This is a genomic window from Pseudomonas sp. GW821-FHT05H12, from assembly GCF_059419385.1.
This window is the reverse complement of record NZ_JBWKRS010000009.1, coordinates 45,926-61,495: the sequence shown is the minus strand read 5'-3', so window position 1 is coordinate 61,495 and position 15,570 is coordinate 45,926. Positions and strand designations below refer to the sequence as shown.

Here is a 15,570-nt window from a genome sequence, read left to right as displayed (position 1 = left end):
CGTTCGAGTGTTCGAGGTATGCGTTTTTTTTATTGCCACTCGAAAATATCGGCGGCATAGTCGTCGAATTCGCCGACCCGCAGAGCCCTTGTCCATGGAAAACCTTGAACTGCCGAGCCTGATGCACGTGCGCGCCTTCGTCCGCGTGGCTGATCACGGCAGCGTCTCCAAGGCTTCAGTCGCGCTGTACCGGGCGCAATCGGTGGTCACCCGCTCCATTTCCGAATTCGAAGAACGGCTGGGCGTAATGCTGTTCGAGCGCCATGCCAACGGTATGCGTCTGACCAATTTCGGAGAGCGTTTGCTGCCCCGAGCGCGACGGGTGCTGGCGGAGCTTGGGAGCGTGCCTACATTGCTCGGCCTAGGCGAAAAAGCCGCGATTGAACCGCTTTATCTGTTCCAGGCGCGACGCCTGCAAGTGTTCATCAAACTCTGTGAAACCCACCATATGCAGACCGTGGCCAGTCTGCTGGGCCTGAGCCAACCGGCCGTCAGTTCGACGCTGAAAGTGCTGGAAAACGGCTGCGGCCAATCGCTGTTCGAGCGCACGCCACGCGGCTTGCAGCCGACCCGCGCCAGTCATGACATCCTGTTTGCAATCCGCCGTGCGCTGAACGAGTTGCGCCATATCGACACCGACATCACCGCCCTTCGCGGCGCCTTGCACGGTGTTGTGCACGTCGGTGCCCTGCCCCTCGGCCGCACGCGCATTCTGCCCGAGGCCATCGTGCGCCTGATGGCAGAGCATCCCGGCATTCAAGTGATCACCAATGAAAGTCCCTTCGACCTGCTGGCGACCGAGTTGCGTGCCGGCGATGTGGATTTCATTTTGGGTGCGCTGCGTTCATCGACCTATGCCAGCGACCTGGTCGGCGAGTCACTGCTGACGGAAGAAATGGTCGTGCTTGCGCGGCGTGATCATCCGCTCTGCGGCAACGGCGATTTGCAGAATCATCTGGGCAACGCGCGCTGGGTATTGCCTCGTGCTGGCTCACCGGCGCGGACGATGCTCGAGGAATGCTTCGCCGGTTTCGGCATTCCGGCGCCTTCCCCGGTGGTGGAAAGCGCCGACATGGCGATCATTCGCGGTCTGTTGTTACGCTCGGACATGCTCGCGGCCGTTTCAGCGCATCAACTGGAACAGGAAATCACTAGCGGCGAGTTGTGCATTTTGCCGCTGGAGTTGAAACAGACCGCCAGAGCCATTGGTCTGACCTACCGCAGCGGCTGCCTGCACTCACCGGTGGCGCAGGCGTTGATGGAAATGATCCGCCAGGTGATCCAGGCACAGGCCGCTGAGGCGCTTAAAGCAGGTTCAACGGATAGCTGATGATCAAGCGATTCTCGTCGAACTCATTGCTGCTGTAATCGCGGCGAATGCTCGAGTTGCGCCAGCGCAGGTTGAGGTTCTTCAACGCACCGCTTTGCAGTGTGTAGCCCAACTCGGATTCGCGCCCCCATTCCTTACCGTCGGTGACGGCCCCGCTGTGCACGTCGTCGCCGCTGATGTAACGGTTCATCAGGGTCAGACCGGGCACGCCGAGTACGGCGAAATTGTAGTCATGGCGTAGTTGCCAGGATTTCTCCCGCGCATTGTCGTAGCTGTTGTTGTAGCTGTCGTTGGCCAAGGTTCCGCCGCTGGTGCCGTTGACTCTCATCCAGGCATCATCGCCGCTGAGCTTTTGCAAACCGACGTAAAACGTGTTGCCGCCGTAGCGTGCCGACAGCAATGCCGAGAACGTGCGGTTGTCCAGATCGCCTGCGCGGGCACTGCCATCCTCGCGACCCCAGAAGTAGCCAAGATTGGCGCCCAGCGTCCAGTCACCCAGTGGTTGGCTATGAACCAGTTGCAGATACTGTTGCTGATAGATGTCCTTTAGCTGAGCATTCCACACGCCGATCATCGTGCGCTTTTCGTTGAACGCGTATTCGCCGCCGACGAAGTTGAAACGGTCAGAGGCAAACGCGGTTTTGCCCTGCATGAACATGTTTTCCATGCTTGAATCGTTGCGCGGACTGTTCTGCCGGAACTGACCGCCATACAAGGTCAACCCGGCGATATCCTGTGAAGTGACCTGACCGCCACGAAAGGTTTGTGGCAATGAGCGACCGTCGTCGGAACGCAATATCGGCAACACTGGCATCCACTCGCCGAGCTTGATTTCGGTCTTGCCGATTTTCATTTTCCCGGCGACAGCCAGGCGCCCAAATTGATCGGCAGGTCGGCCATCACTGTCCAGCGGCAGCAATTGCGTGCCTCCCGTGCCTTGCCCGCCGTCAAGCTTCAGCGAATACAGGCCCAGCACATCCACACCAAATCCGACTGCACCTTGGGTGAATCCAGAGCGGAAATCGAGAATGAAATTCTGCGTCCATTCCTCGGCTTTGCCCTGCGCATTGGCCGGGTTGGTGAAGTTGCGATTGATGTAGAAGTTGCGCAGGTTGAGATTGGCCCTGGCGTCTTCCACAAAGCCTGCAGCGCTCGCCTCGACAGGCAGAGCACAAACGGCGGACAGCGTGAAGACTACGCGTGTATTGGCGGTGATTTTCATTGTTATTGTTATCCATTTTTTTGGGATGAAGCAGTCCGCTACGCCCGCATGAGCCGGGCGCAGTGAAGTCATTCAAGGGTGTTGCGAAGCGGCCCGGAGCGAGCCGCCGATGACGCCGTGTCGTTAGCGTGGGGCCTTGCCCGCTACCGAATAGAGCACCTGCTGATTACGGGTTTTCATGAATTCCTCGAGGCTTTGTCCGCGCATTGCCGCGTATATCTGCAGATTCGGCACCCCGACCACGGCAGCGAGTTTTTCCAGCACGAAAAAAATCGCCCCGTAGTAAATCAATCCGCGCCAGTCGCGGCGTCGCAGCAGATCCCGCTCTTCATCGCTCAGCCCTGCTTGATCGAACAGCGCTTCGGGTTGGTCGAGGAAACGCTGACGCCAGTGCGGCTCGATCATGCGATGCAAAAACTTGTTCAACCGATAGCCCTTGGCGCTGCGTTCCAGGGTGAACGGATAGGTGCCTGCGAGCCTCTCGATACCCGCCAACTGATGCTGCATGTGCAGCAAGTGCCGCGCGTTGACGTCGACGGGAACGGGCCGATCCTGATTTTCCAGCAGCAGTGTGGCAATGCCGGTCATCGACGGCAGGTAGTAATCCTGGTGCAGGTTTTTCACCGTGGCCGACAGCGCGCCGCGCATGATCAGCCAGGTGATCACTTCCGAACCTTCCATGCCCCCCAGCGCGGCGTACTCGGCGTGGGTCATTTCGGTCAGCCGCTCGGGATCATTGACCAACAGATCAATGAACTGCTGGTCCCACTCCGGGTTGTTGAAACCACAGCGCTCGCCGTGCACCTGGTGGGAAACACCGCCGGTCGCGACGATGGCCACTTTCAGATCCTCGGGGTAGCTTTCAATCGCCCGGCGCAGCGCCTGGCCCAACTTGTAGCAACGCCGCGCACTCGGCACCGGGAACTGCAACACGCCAACCTGCAGCGGCACGATCTCCACCGGCCAGTCCGGCTCGCACGGCAACAGCGCCGACATCGGCGAGAAGAAGCCATGGTCGAGCGGTTTGTCGCGGAAGAAACTCATGTCGAATTCATCCGCCACCAGGCTCTCGCCGATGTGCCGCGACAGCGCCGCATGACCAGCGATCCCCGGTAACTCACGTGGATTGCCGCCCTCATCGGCGACTTCGTAGCGATCATCGACACCGAGGGAAAAGGCACCATAGTGATCAAAGAAAAACGACGTCACGTGGTCATTGAAGATATAGAAAAGCACATCCGGTTGCTGCTCCTTCAGCCACACCTTGATCGGCTCAAAGCCACGGAAGATCGGCGCCCAGGCGGCCTCATGCTGCTTATCGTGATCGACTGCAAAGCCGATGGTCGGGGTGTGAGATACAGCGAGGCCACCAATGATGCGTGCCATAACGAGTTCCTTTATTGAAAAGATTAATGCGCCAGCAAGGCCCGACTGACTCGGCGCCGTGCATGACCGTTGGCCAGGATCGCAAGTGCAGCGATAAAGGCAGGCACGCTCAACAGGGCAAACAGCAGCGGCAACCCCAACCCGAGGCTGAGCACCGCGCCACCGATGAGCGAACCAAAGATAGCCCCGAAGCGGCCGATACCCAGCATCCAGCTGACGCCCGTGGCGCGGCAGTCCGTCGAGTAGTAACCGGGTGCGAAAGCATTGAGGCCGGTTTGCGCGCCGCTCATACAGAAACCTGCCGCCACCACGCCGAATGCCAGCAGGCCCGATTCAAGGCTGAAGGCGCCCAGCAGCAGAATGAAAGCGCCACCCAGAGCGTAAGACGTGGCAATCACCGCGTTCGGATTTCGCCGGTCCATCGCCCACCCAACCACGATGGCGCCGACAGTGCCGCCAATCTGGAACAGTCCGGTGATGGTCGCGGCCCGTTCGATGGACAGCCCACCTTCACGCAGCAGGGTCGGCATCCAGCCCATGGTTAGGTAGATCACCAGCAACCCCATGAAGTAAGTTGCCCACAAGGCGAGAGTGCCGAAACGATAGTGATCGGTGAAGAGCAAGCGCAGCGGTGCTTTTTGCTGAGTTTGCGGTTCGGCAATGACGAATTTCGTCGCTGCGCTGAACGTGCCCCCCAGCTTGTTCAGCACCTTGGCAATCTGGCTGGCGGGCGCGTTGCGTGCGGCGAGAAAACGCGCCGACTCAGGCAGCAACAGCCACATCAAGGGCAGCAGCAACATCGGCAGAATCCCGCCGGCGAGCAACACCGACTGCCAGCCGTGATGGGGAATCAACCACGCAGCGAGAAATCCGCCCAACCCCGACCCCATATTGAATCCGGTGAACATGATCGTGATGAACAGTGACCGATTGCGTTCCGGCAAATACTCGGAAAGCAGTGTGGTGGTGTTTGGCAATGCTGCGCCCAGCGCCACACCGGTCAGCAGACGCAAGGCAGCCAGCTCGTAGGGATTACGTGCAAAGGCGCATGCAAGGCTTAGCACGCTGAAGCCAGTCACCGCCGTCAGTAGTACTTTTTTGCGGCCGATTCGGTCGGCGTAAGGGCCAGCGGTCAGCGCACCGATCGCCAGCCCAATCATGCCCGCGCTCATCACCGGGCCAAACGCCGCTTTCGAAAGCCCCCACTCTTGAATCAGCGAGGGGGCAATAAACCCCATCACCGCGACGTCGAAGCCATCGAAAAGCACTATGAAAAAACATAAACCCATAATCAGCCACTGGTACGGCACCAGTTTTCGGTTGTCAATCCACGCTTTGATATCCACCGTTTCACTACTCATGCTCTCACCTTCTTATTTTTGTAGAAGTCCCGACGGACGAGGCCTGTAATTGGACCGTCCACGCTAAACGATGGAGGTGACTGTAAAGCCGCAGGTATACCGCCCGCCTCTGGGAAATTATTAACCGGGTATCGATTTTTCTTATCGGGGAATCAACAGAGATAGACAGAGCGTGGTAGAGCGGGGGTGATGATTGCGGCACGAGCAGCCGCTAGTAGGAGATGCATCGTCAATAGCTGCTCCGTATTCGGTATACGGAGCAGCTCAAAACTAAAGCAATTTATTGTGCGGCCTTGATCGCCGCCAGCAACTGCCTTCCAGCCTTACCAGCATCGGCGGACTTGTCATTCATGAAGTGGGTCACGACATCGAACACAGCGCCCTGCACCGCCTGAGAAGTCGACATGTTGAATGCCATGCTCGGAGCGAGTGAACCAGTCTTCTCGGCAGCAGCGAAATCCTTTGCAGAGGCTTGTGCACAGCTATCGAATCGACTCATGTCCAAACCCTTGATGACGGGTATTGACCCCTTGTTTTGATTGAAAACATATTGAAACGACGGCTCCAGCGCTACTTTGGCCAGGTCGTTGCGGGCTGCAATATTGCCAGGGGTGTCATTCTTCGAGGCAAGTTTGAACATCGCCAGTGAATCAATGGTATAGCTGTAAGCACCCTGCGAGCCGGGAAATGGCACACAAATGTAATCTGTATCGGCAAACTTGCCCGCCGCGCTCCACTCACTTTTCGCCCAGTCCCCCATGATTTGCATGCCTGCTTTGCCATTGATGACCTTGGCTGTTTCCAGATTCCAGTCTTGACCGTTGCCATCGGGATCCAGATAACTCTGTATTCTTCGCAGCGCATTGAATACTTCAATCATTTTCGGCCCGGTGAAAACACTGTCGTCGACATCAATAAAGGCCTTCTTGAAACCATCAACGCCCATCACGCTCAAAACGAGGTTTTCGAAGATTGTCGTGTCCTGCCAGGCCTGACCGCCATGTGCGATAGCTATGAACCCTGCCGCCTTGAGCTTATCCCCAGCAGCATAAAGTTCATCAAGAGTGGTCGGCACATCGGAGATGCCCGCCTGCTTCAGAACGACAGGGTTAAGCCAAAGCCAATTGATGCGATGAATATTCACCGGTACCGCAACGTAATGCCCCTCGTACTTCATTATTTGGGCGACGGACTCGGGAAGCAGGCTGTCCCAGTTATTCGCCTTGGCGACGTCGTCAATGCTGGCAAGAAGATCGAGGCGACCCCATTCCTGAATATCTGGCGCTTTTATCTGCGCGGCGGTGGGAGGATTGCCCGATACAGCACGGGTTTTCAGCACAGTCATGGCCGCACTGCCTCCGCCGCCAGCGACTGCACTGTCCTGCCAAGTGAATCCATCTTTCTCGATGATTTTCTTCAAAACTTCCACCGATTTGGCCTCGCCCCCGGAGGTCCAATAGTGAACGACTTCAACGTTTCCCTTGGTTTCAGCGGCCTGAATCACAAGAGGAAATAAAGCGGCAAGAGAAACCATGGCTGCAAGGCGGTTCATTGAGTTCATGTCAGTACCTTATTGTTTTTTTATCGAGGTAGTGGGCTATTCGCTCAGTCTCACGCAATCATTCGAGCCCCAGACCGGCACGTCCGAGCGCGTTCAGACGCTCCAAGGTGAAACGACCTTCCCAAGTTGTTTCATAGTCTTCCCGAGGAAAATCGTCGGGTGATGCACCCTGCGCGAATGCCCTGAACACATCCTTGGCGTAACGCAGGTTTTTTTGACACATAGGTGCAGCCGGAACGTACATAACATTGCCCCAGCCTTGTTGATTTGCCACGGGTGCGACACTGTGAATTACATCGCAATGCCACCACACCGAATCGCCCGCACGGACATCCGGAATCGGACTCAGCCCTTCGAACAGCAGTGGATGCCACTGTCGGGACACCGGAAGTACCTTGCCCGGCGCAACCCCGCACAGCTCATCCTCAGGTACATCGTCCAGCAGTGGCCGCAGCAGCATGTAAGCCATCGCCTTGGGGATCGGCAAGGTATGCAGTACCCCCTGATCGGCGTTCATATCCGATAACGCGGTCCAGCCTTGAAACGTGCGGAACGCAGAGCACTTGACCGTATCTTTGTAGGCGTACTCATCGACTTCAGTACGGAAGGCTGCGTCCCAAGGGTCGTAGGCGCTGAAATCGTTGCTGTAAATTTTGTCGAATACCTTCAGGTAGGCTGGGTGCAGCCATCGCTCCAAGGCGCCCGAGTCGGTGTGTGGCCCGAGACCTTTTGAATGTGTTCCCGGAGGTCGACGCCGTACTCGATCCGGGTATAGGGCATTGATATCAGGGTTGAACCATTGCCGCCCTTGAGAATGGATCCTCCAAAGACGATTCAGAAAAGATTGTGCGGCCCCCATGCGCTCATCCTGACGCAACTGCATCTGCGACTCCGACCAATAGATCGGAAAAATTTCTGGACGCGATGCCTCCAGGCTTCCGAAAAACTGGTCCGCTGGACCACGATAAATTGCATCGAAGTGATTGCGGTCAAGGTAATCCAAAAGCCTCTCGTCCCACCCCAAAACCTGCTCTCGAGGAAAATGGTTTCTGAGCACGACGCAACCACGCCGCTTGATTAGCGCCAACTGGTCCGCACTCACTTTCCCGACCGCGATATCCTCGAACTCAAGGATCGGCCAAGCCGAACCGGTGAGCGCCTCCTGCGCCTTGATTGAGTCGATTTCAGCAACGATGAATTCGCTAACTTGTTCAAACAAAGATTCAACGTCGCCGATCTGCGCGCGCAAGGCGCGCTTCATTTTGACGATGCTGTCTCGATAATCTTGCGGAAGCGTTTCGCTTTCGAAGGCACGGTATTTACTCATGGGAACTACCTGCTGTTTTTGTTATTCATGCAGATATGGAACCACTTTTAAATAAGCACACGGCAGCCTCATTTGAAGCGTCGACTAGTACGATAATGGCGTTTTGAGCCAATACGATCGGAGTATCCACCCACTAGATTTCTGACCTTCACTGAAAATGATGGCTGTGCGTTTGACGAAACGCGGAAGGTGTCAGCCCTTTCAACGCCTTGAACTGGCGGTTGAATAATGCCAGCGACGAGTAGCCCACCTCCTCCGCTATTATCGATACCGGCGAGTCGCCCTGCATCAGCAACGCACAGGCATGGCCGATGCGCAGTCGAACGATATAGTCCAAGGCGGTACAGCGTGTATGCCGGCGAAACATTCGATGGAAAGCAGACAGACTGACGCAGGCCAGCTCTGCTAACTCGGCAACATTGATTGCCCGGGCGTAGTTACCATGTAGGTAATGCAGAACTCGATGAATACGCGCGTCTTCGACAATCTGATCACCGGCCTGCCCGCCTGGCGTCGGCAGGATCCGAGTAGCATCAGCGTCTCTTGCCAGCCTGTCGAGCACCGTTAGCAATGCGATCAAGCGCTGAGGCGGCGTCTGATTGACCATTGCCTCGATGTAGGAGCGTACTTCACTGGAGGCCCTACCACTGAAACTCACCGCGTGTTGAGCTGCCGCCAGCAATGGGCGAACCGCAGCCATTTCCGGAAACAATGTCACAAGCGAGTCGGCCCAAGCAGCGGAAAACCAGATAACCAAGGCAACATGCGGCTGATCCTCATCAATACGCTCCGCTGAAGACCAGCTATGAGGAATATTCGGCCCTACAAGAATCAGGTCTCCATCGTCATAGCGCGCTACGTCATTACTGATGTAGCGATGGCCGCGACTATTGAGCGTGAGTGTCAACTCATATTCGGGATGATGATGCCACTCGAATGGAATCGCATCCGGCAAACGCCTGTTCAATAGCGTCCAAGAGGTTGCAGCCTCTGTGGGTACTTTCTCGAAGCTGGGTTTCATGACATCGACTCGGCCTAGCAAGGGACTTGTATCGCCATCATCGTAACACCCACTACTTCTGCAGTGAGCTGACGAGATCTCAACGCGTAAAATCGTCGGCCGCCTGATCATGACATTGACCTGCACGAGGGTTCCATTGAAAACCGGAGCGCGCCAGCACGCTTGGATTTTATCGCTGGTCGCTACCGTAATCCTCGCGTGGATGAAAGAATAGCGTTTGCGTCGCTTGAGGTACACGCAACCTGGTTTGGTAAGCAGCCAGGTATTCGTTGCGCACCTCGAGTGAAAAGCTGCCAGGCATCCATGCGACGAAAGGATGCTGCGTAATCGAACAAACGATGAAATTCGGGTCAGCCTCCCCCGCGCTGGCCAATTCATGGTTCTCCAGGCGCATACCAGCGGTTACTCGTGATGATCCGCAACTCAAATTGCATTTGAATGCGAGCACAGACCTCCTAGACGGCGATCAGGATACTTGATATTGCGGTGCGTCATTGCTATGGCCATGCCCTAGGGCTCACTGCCGAATTAATGCTGCCCGGAGAAGTCAGGGTGTATTGCAGCACACTGCGGCTATTTGAAGTTTCGGACTTGGTGAAGGCAACGCTGTTGTATACAACTTCACATGCGAACTGGCCCAAATGGTTTGCCCACGCCGGTTGACCGCAGACAGATTTGAAGATCGGGATGCGCTTTGATCAATCGGAACTCGCCATTGACGCGGCGCGGCGCAGTCAAAGCGTGGTGCTAACAAGTCCCTGGCTTGTCGAAGATGCCTTGGAGCAAAACCAACTTGCGCAGCTATTCGATACTTCCTTATCAGAGGGCGAAGACTATTACCTCGTTCATAGCGGGAATGCTCCGCATGGGTCCGCAGACTGACTGAGGCAATGGCTTCTGAAAGCCTCAAAGCTGTAGCAAGCGCATTACCGGCAACCGATGTGAGATCTCACACCTGAAGCAATTAAAGCGATGCGGAGATGGATGATACTCGCTGCGTACGACATGACAGCGCCATTCTCTTGTTTTGGGATTGATGAGCAAATTTCATGAACCCTTGCCGATTTAAGCGTCTAGTACCTATTCGGTAGCTCGCTTACTGTTCCCCAACGCCTTATTCGGGAGAACGAAATGCACAACCGCACACTCGGCAACAGCTCACTTGAAGTATCGGCACTCGGCTTTGGCTGCATGGGCCTGAGCCATGGCTACGGTCCAGCGACAGAAACGCAGCAGGCGATCTCGCTGATTCGCACGGCAGTTGATCGAGGCGTCACGTTCTTCGATACCGCCGAGTTCTACGGCCCCTATCTCAATGAGCAAGTAGTTGGCGAGGCGCTGTTCCCGGTTCGCGAACAGGTCGTGATCGCCACCAAATTCGGCTTCGCCGTCGGTGCCGACAACACAAAGCAGACTCTGGACAGCCGGCCCGAACGTATTCGGGTCGCCGTCGAAGGTTCGCTGCGCCGACTGAAAACCGATTACATCGATTTGCTTTACCAGCACCGCGTCGATCCGGACGTGCCGATCGAAGACGTCGCCGGGACGGTGAAAGACCTCATCGGCGAAGGCAAGGTCAAGCATTTCGGCCTGTCGGAGGCCGGAGCACAGACCATTCGCCGTGCGCACGCGGTGCAACCGGTCACGGCGCTACAGAGCGAATACTCGCTGTGGTGGCGCGAGCCCGAGCAGGAAATCCTGCCGACGCTGTGGGAACTGGGCATCGGCTTCGTGCCGTTCAGCCCTTTGGGCAAGGGTTTTCTCACCGGCACGGTGTCGGCGGAGGCCACTTACGGCAGCGACGATTTTCGTAGCATCGTGCCGCGCTTCAGCCAGTCGGCGCTGCAAGCCAATCAGGGGCTGGTGATATTGATTCGTCAGATCGCCGCGCAGAAACAAGCCACGCCGGCGCAGATCGCTTTGGCCTGGCTGCTGGCGCAGGCACCGTGGATCGTACCGATTCCGGGCACGACCAAGCTACATCGCCTGGAAGAAAACCTCGGTGGCGCGGACATCACGCTCGATGCAGCGGAGCTGAAGGCGATTGATGCTGCGCTGGCGCAGATCCGCATCGAAGGCGAGCGCTATCCCGAGGCCCTCAAGGCACGCGTCGGCCGATGAGCAAAGATCACGATCCGCTGCGGCGCACGGTCATCGCTGCACTGGCCAGCGCCCCGCTGCTGTCACTCGCCGACACGCAAAGCCCCCATGAAACCCCGCGTTCCGGTTCGCGGATTCTGGTCGCGTACTTCTCGCGCTCGGGCAATACCCGCGTAGTTGCCGGGCTGATCCAGCGTGGACTGGGTGCCGATCTGTTCGAGATTCGCCCGGCCCACGCCTACCCCGAGGACTATCTGGAAACCGTGGAACAGGCGCGTCAGGAGCGTGACAGCGGCTTCGAACCCGAGCTGCAAAACAAGGTTCACGCCCTCAGCGACTACGACACGATCTATCTGGGCTTTCCGATCTGGGGTGAAACCGCGCCGCCGATCGTGCGCGCCTTCCTCAGCGCCCACGACCTGACCGGCAAGACCCTCATCCCCTTCAACACCCACGGCGGTTATGGCTTGGGCAACAGTCGCAGCGTGCTCGTCAAGCACACGCCGAAGACTAAGGTTCTGGAAGGTTTTGTGATGAAGGGTGAGCAAGAGCGCAAGACCATGGAGCGCGTGAATGGCTGGCTGAGCGATCACCCCCTCACGCGTTAATCGAATTCTGTACGGAGTGACATCATGAAAATCCGCACGTTGGGCAATAGCCTGAAAGTGTCCGCACTGGGCCTTGGTTGCATGAGCATGACGTCGGCCTACGGGCCGGCTGCCGACCAAACCAGCATGATCAAGCTGATTCGTTCGGCCCACGAGCAAGGCGTCACCTTGTTCGACACCGCTGAAGCATATGGCCCGTTCGCCAATGAAGAACTGCTGGGCGAGGCCTTGCAGCCGATCCGCGAGCAAGTCGTTATCGCTACCAAATTCGGCTTCGATATCGACTTGGTCACCGGCGCACGCGGCGGCGGAACCAACAGCCGCCCGGCGCATATCCGCGCCGTGGCCGAGGCGTCGTTGAAGCGTCTGCGCACCGATTGCATCGACCTGTTTTATCAGCACCGCGTTGATCCGCAGGTACCCATCGAAGACGTCGCCGGCACGGTCAAGGAGCTGATCGCCGAGGGCAAGGTCAAGCATTTTGGCCTGTCTGAGGCGGGTGTGGAGACCATACGCCGGGCTCACGCGGTGCAACCGGTCACGGCGGTACAGAGCGAATATTCGCTGTTCTGGCGCGGCCCGGAGCTGGAACTGCTGTCGGTGTTGGAAGAACTGGGGATCGGTTTCGTTCCGTTCAGCCCGCTGGGTGCCGGTTTCCTCACCGGTCAGATCGACGAGCACACGCAGTTCGACGCGAGCGATTTCCGCAATTTCGTCCCGCGCTTTTCCCCTGAAGCGCGCAGGGCCAATCTGGCGTTGGTCGATGTGGTGAAAGCCGTCGCGCAACGCAAACACGCCACGCCGGCGCAAGTGGCCCTAGCCTGGTTGCTCGCACAGAAACCGTGGATCGTGCCGATCCCGGGTACGACGAAACCGCATCGTCTGGAAGAAAATCTGGGCGCGGTCGAGCTGCAATTGACCGGAGACGATCTGCGCGTGATCAACGAGCGGATGGCGCAAATTCAGGTGCACGGTGAACGCCTGCCGGAATCGGCACTGAAAATGACCGGACTTTGAGTCTACCCAACGCGGCGCTGCGTGGGGCGCCGCTTTCATTGCCTGACCGGAGTTGATCCGATGAACCGATTGATCGCGCCACTCGTGGCTTTCTCACTCATGACCGCAGAAGCCCAGGCTGCTAATGAAATCCGCATTACCCCGAACGGTACCCAGCCCTCGATCAAGGGCGCGGCGCAAAACTTTACCGGCGCGGTGCGCGTCGATGGATTATTCAAAGGTGACGCTCCCGCGCGCATCGGCGGCGGCACGGTGACCTTCGAACCTGGCGCACGCACGGCGTGGCACACCCATCCACTGGGGCAAACGCTGATCGTCACCGCTGGCGTTGGCTATGTGCAGCAAGAGGGCGGCCCGCGTCAGGAAATCCGTCCGGGCGACACTGTCTGGATTCCGCCGAACACCCGGCACTGGCACGGCGCCACGGCCAACAGTGGCATGACCCACATCGCCATCGCCGAAGCCGAGGACGGCCAGACAGTCACTTGGGCGGAGCAGGTCTCGGAGGCGCAATACGCCGGCCAATGAAGTTACGGAATGTGTCGAAGCTGTTCGCTCGACACTCTTGCGGCGAACCGTCATCTGACCTCCAGGCCCCGTAACAGCGGGTTCGCGCGAGGTTTTCAGCAGTTTTGGCAACGTCGACTCATGAGTTTTACTCAGGAGTCCATGCGCCTTTTCGGGGTTAATCGCCACAAACATCCTCCGTACGATCCAGCCACACCTCGCAGTGACCTGCAATGGACGGAGCCTTTCATGATGACCACTGAAGTACGCAACCGCACCGCCCTCCCCGCATTTATCGCGCTTTGTCTGGGCGTTGCGGCGATCTTCAGCGTTCCCATTCAAGCAGCCGAGGCATCGCAGACCATGACCAACACACTTGCCAGCGCAGCCAGCTTGTCGAGCCAGCAACAAGCCATTCCACTGATCGCGGCGTTCATGGCGACCAGCGACATGCCCAACCTCAACACGGCGCTCAACCAAGGGCTTGATGCCGGCCTGACCATTAGCGAAACCCGCGAAGTTCTCGTGCAGCTTTACGCCTACGTCGGCTTCCCACGCAGCCTCAACGCCTTGAATGAATTGATGACCGTGGTGCAGGCGCGCAAACAACGCGGCATCGAAGATGCGCCGGGGCGTGAGCCGAGCCGGGCGATTCCGGTCGGGGATGAGCTGCTGGCCGCGGGCACGGCGAATCAAACCAAGATTTCCGGCGCCCCGGTCAAAGGCCCGGTGTTCGAGTTCGCTCCGGTGATCAACCGCTTCCTGCAAACCCACCTGTTCGGCGACATCTTCGAGCGCGACAACCTCGACTGGCAAAGCCGTGAACTGGCAACTGTCGGGGCCCTGGCAGCAACGCCGGGGGTCGAGCCGCAGTTGCGCTCGCACATGGCAGCGAGCCTGCGCGTCGGGCTCAGTGCGGCACAGTTGCACCAAGTCACCGAGCTGCTGAAAAAGCATGGCGATGCACAGACCGCCGAGCGGGCCAACGCAGCGCTGGTCCAAGCCCTCACGGCTTCGAGGAAATGACATGAGAACTGCAAAACATTTGCTGAGCGTCACGCTGTTGAGCCTGTTGGCGGCCTGCGCGAACCACCCCGAAGGCCCGCTGCTGATCCAGAAACAAGGCAGCTTCGCCGCAGGCGGAACGATGACCACGGCACCGGGCACCTTCAACCCGCGCCAACCGATGACGCCCAACGGCCAGACCTACCACGGTGACCACGCCTACGCCTTCTATCAAATCCCGGTGGACGCGCGAAAACTGCCCATCGTCATGTGGCACGGCGCGGGTCAGTTTTCCAAACCTGGGAAACCACCGCCGATGGTCGTGAGGGTTTTCAGAACATCTTTCTGCGCCGCCACTACGGCGTCTATGTGATCGATCAGCCCCGGCGTGGTGATGCCGGGCGCAGCATGGTCGAGACCACCATCAAGCCTGTGCCGGACGAACAACTGTGGTTCAACCAGTTCCGCATCGGCCTTTGGCCCCGCTACTTCAACGGCGTGCAAGTGGCACAGGATGCCCAGACCCGCGAGCAGTTTTTCAGGGCAATGACGCCGAACACCGGGCCGTTTGACATGGGCGTGGTCTCCGATGGTGTGTCGGCGCTGTTCGACAAAATCGGCCCCGGCATCCTGTTTACGCATTCTCAGGGTGGCGGGCCGGGCTGGTTGACGGCTATCAAGAACGACAAGGTCAAAGCCATCGTGGCGTTCGAACCGGGCAGCAGTTTCGTGTTTGCTGACGGTGAGGTGCCGGCGCCGATCCCCAGTGCGTTCGACACGGTGCAAGGCGCAGAGGTGCCGATGGAGCAATTCATGGCACTGACGCGTATTCCGATTCTGATCCTGTACGGCGACAACATCCCGGAACAGGCAGTCGATCTGCCCGCTCAGGACAGTTGGCGCGCACGCCTGAAAATGGCCCGGCTCTGGCGTGACGCGGTCAATCGCCATGGCGGTGATGTGCGACTGATACACCTGCCGGAGATTGGCATTCACGGCAACACCCATTTCCCTATGTCGGATCTGAACAACGTGCAGATCGCTGACCTGGTCGCGCAGTTCCTCAAAGAAAAACAGCTGGACTGACCCAAATACTTTTGCAACTGCCGCCTTTTTTTGCTCAGG

The 15,570-nt window shown here is 58.0% G+C and carries 12 protein-coding genes and 1 pseudogene; 7 read left to right on the top strand and 6 right to left on the bottom strand.

Annotation, left to right across the window (positions count from 1 at the left end):
* Positions 1 to 94: 94 nt before the first annotated feature.
* The gene (locus AC07SU_RS10265) at positions 95 to 1,330 is read left to right on the top strand and encodes a LysR family transcriptional regulator (RefSeq protein ID WP_041064227.1); all 1,236 of its coding nucleotides are present in this window, start codon (positions 95 to 97) and stop codon (positions 1,328 to 1,330) included.
* Here AC07SU_RS10265 and AC07SU_RS10260 read toward each other — a convergent pair.
* From AC07SU_RS10260 to AC07SU_RS10235, 6 genes are all read right to left on the bottom strand, one after another.
* The gene (locus AC07SU_RS10260; RefSeq protein ID WP_101270053.1) at positions 1,305 to 2,552 is read right to left on the bottom strand and encodes an OprD family porin; all 1,248 of its coding nucleotides are present in this window, start codon (positions 2,550 to 2,552) and stop codon (positions 1,305 to 1,307) included. The genes AC07SU_RS10265 and AC07SU_RS10260 overlap by 26 nt on opposite strands.
* 123 nt (positions 2,553 to 2,675) lie before the next feature.
* A complete protein-coding gene (locus AC07SU_RS10255; RefSeq protein ID WP_101270051.1) occupies positions 2,676 to 3,938 on the bottom strand; it encodes a gallate dioxygenase in 1,263 nt (420 codons plus the stop codon).
* Positions 3,939 to 3,961: 23 nt separating this feature from the next.
* Positions 3,962 to 5,299, bottom strand: coding sequence for an MFS transporter (locus AC07SU_RS10250; RefSeq protein WP_101270049.1), 1,338 nt, complete (start codon positions 5,297 to 5,299; stop codon positions 3,962 to 3,964).
* Between the two features lie 280 nt (positions 5,300 to 5,579).
* The gene (locus tag AC07SU_RS10245; protein ID WP_041064242.1) at positions 5,580 to 6,860 is read right to left on the bottom strand and encodes an ABC transporter substrate-binding protein; all 1,281 of its coding nucleotides are present in this window, start codon (positions 6,858 to 6,860) and stop codon (positions 5,580 to 5,582) included.
* Between the two features lie 58 nt (positions 6,861 to 6,918).
* Positions 6,919 to 8,187, bottom strand: coding sequence for a DUF1479 domain-containing protein (locus tag AC07SU_RS10240; protein ID WP_101270045.1), 1,269 nt, complete (start codon positions 8,185 to 8,187; stop codon positions 6,919 to 6,921).
* Positions 8,188 to 8,335: 148 nt separating this feature from the next.
* The gene (locus AC07SU_RS10235) at positions 8,336 to 9,208 is read right to left on the bottom strand and encodes a helix-turn-helix domain-containing protein (RefSeq protein ID WP_101270042.1); all 873 of its coding nucleotides are present in this window, start codon (positions 9,206 to 9,208) and stop codon (positions 8,336 to 8,338) included.
* 1,131 nt (positions 9,209 to 10,339) lie between these two features.
* Between AC07SU_RS10235 and AC07SU_RS10230 the strand changes: the two genes are divergently transcribed.
* From AC07SU_RS10230 to AC07SU_RS10205, 6 genes and pseudogenes are all read left to right on the top strand, one after another.
* Positions 10,340 to 11,329, top strand: coding sequence for an aldo/keto reductase (locus AC07SU_RS10230; RefSeq protein ID WP_101270036.1), 990 nt, complete (start codon positions 10,340 to 10,342; stop codon positions 11,327 to 11,329).
* Entirely contained in the window at positions 11,326 to 11,916 is a 591-nt protein-coding gene (locus AC07SU_RS10225) for a flavodoxin (RefSeq protein ID WP_101270033.1), read from the top strand. Before AC07SU_RS10230 ends, AC07SU_RS10225 begins: the two co-directional genes overlap by 4 nt.
* 24 nt (positions 11,917 to 11,940) lie before the next feature.
* Positions 11,941 to 12,933 (top strand): aldo/keto reductase, encoded by a 993-nt coding sequence (locus tag AC07SU_RS10220; protein WP_101270030.1) that lies wholly within the window; start codon positions 11,941 to 11,943, stop codon positions 12,931 to 12,933.
* 60 nt (positions 12,934 to 12,993) lie between these two features.
* Entirely contained in the window at positions 12,994 to 13,461 is a 468-nt protein-coding gene (locus AC07SU_RS10215; RefSeq protein WP_101270027.1) for a (R)-mandelonitrile lyase, read from the top strand.
* A gap of 231 nt (positions 13,462 to 13,692) precedes the next feature.
* Positions 13,693 to 14,466, top strand: coding sequence for a carboxymuconolactone decarboxylase family protein (locus AC07SU_RS10210; RefSeq protein WP_101273790.1), 774 nt, complete (start codon positions 13,693 to 13,695; stop codon positions 14,464 to 14,466).
* Positions 14,467 to 14,587: 121 nt separating this feature from the next.
* Positions 14,588 to 15,531 (top strand): annotated as a pseudogene (locus AC07SU_RS10205) (alpha/beta hydrolase).
* Positions 15,532 to 15,570: the final 39 nt, after the last annotated feature.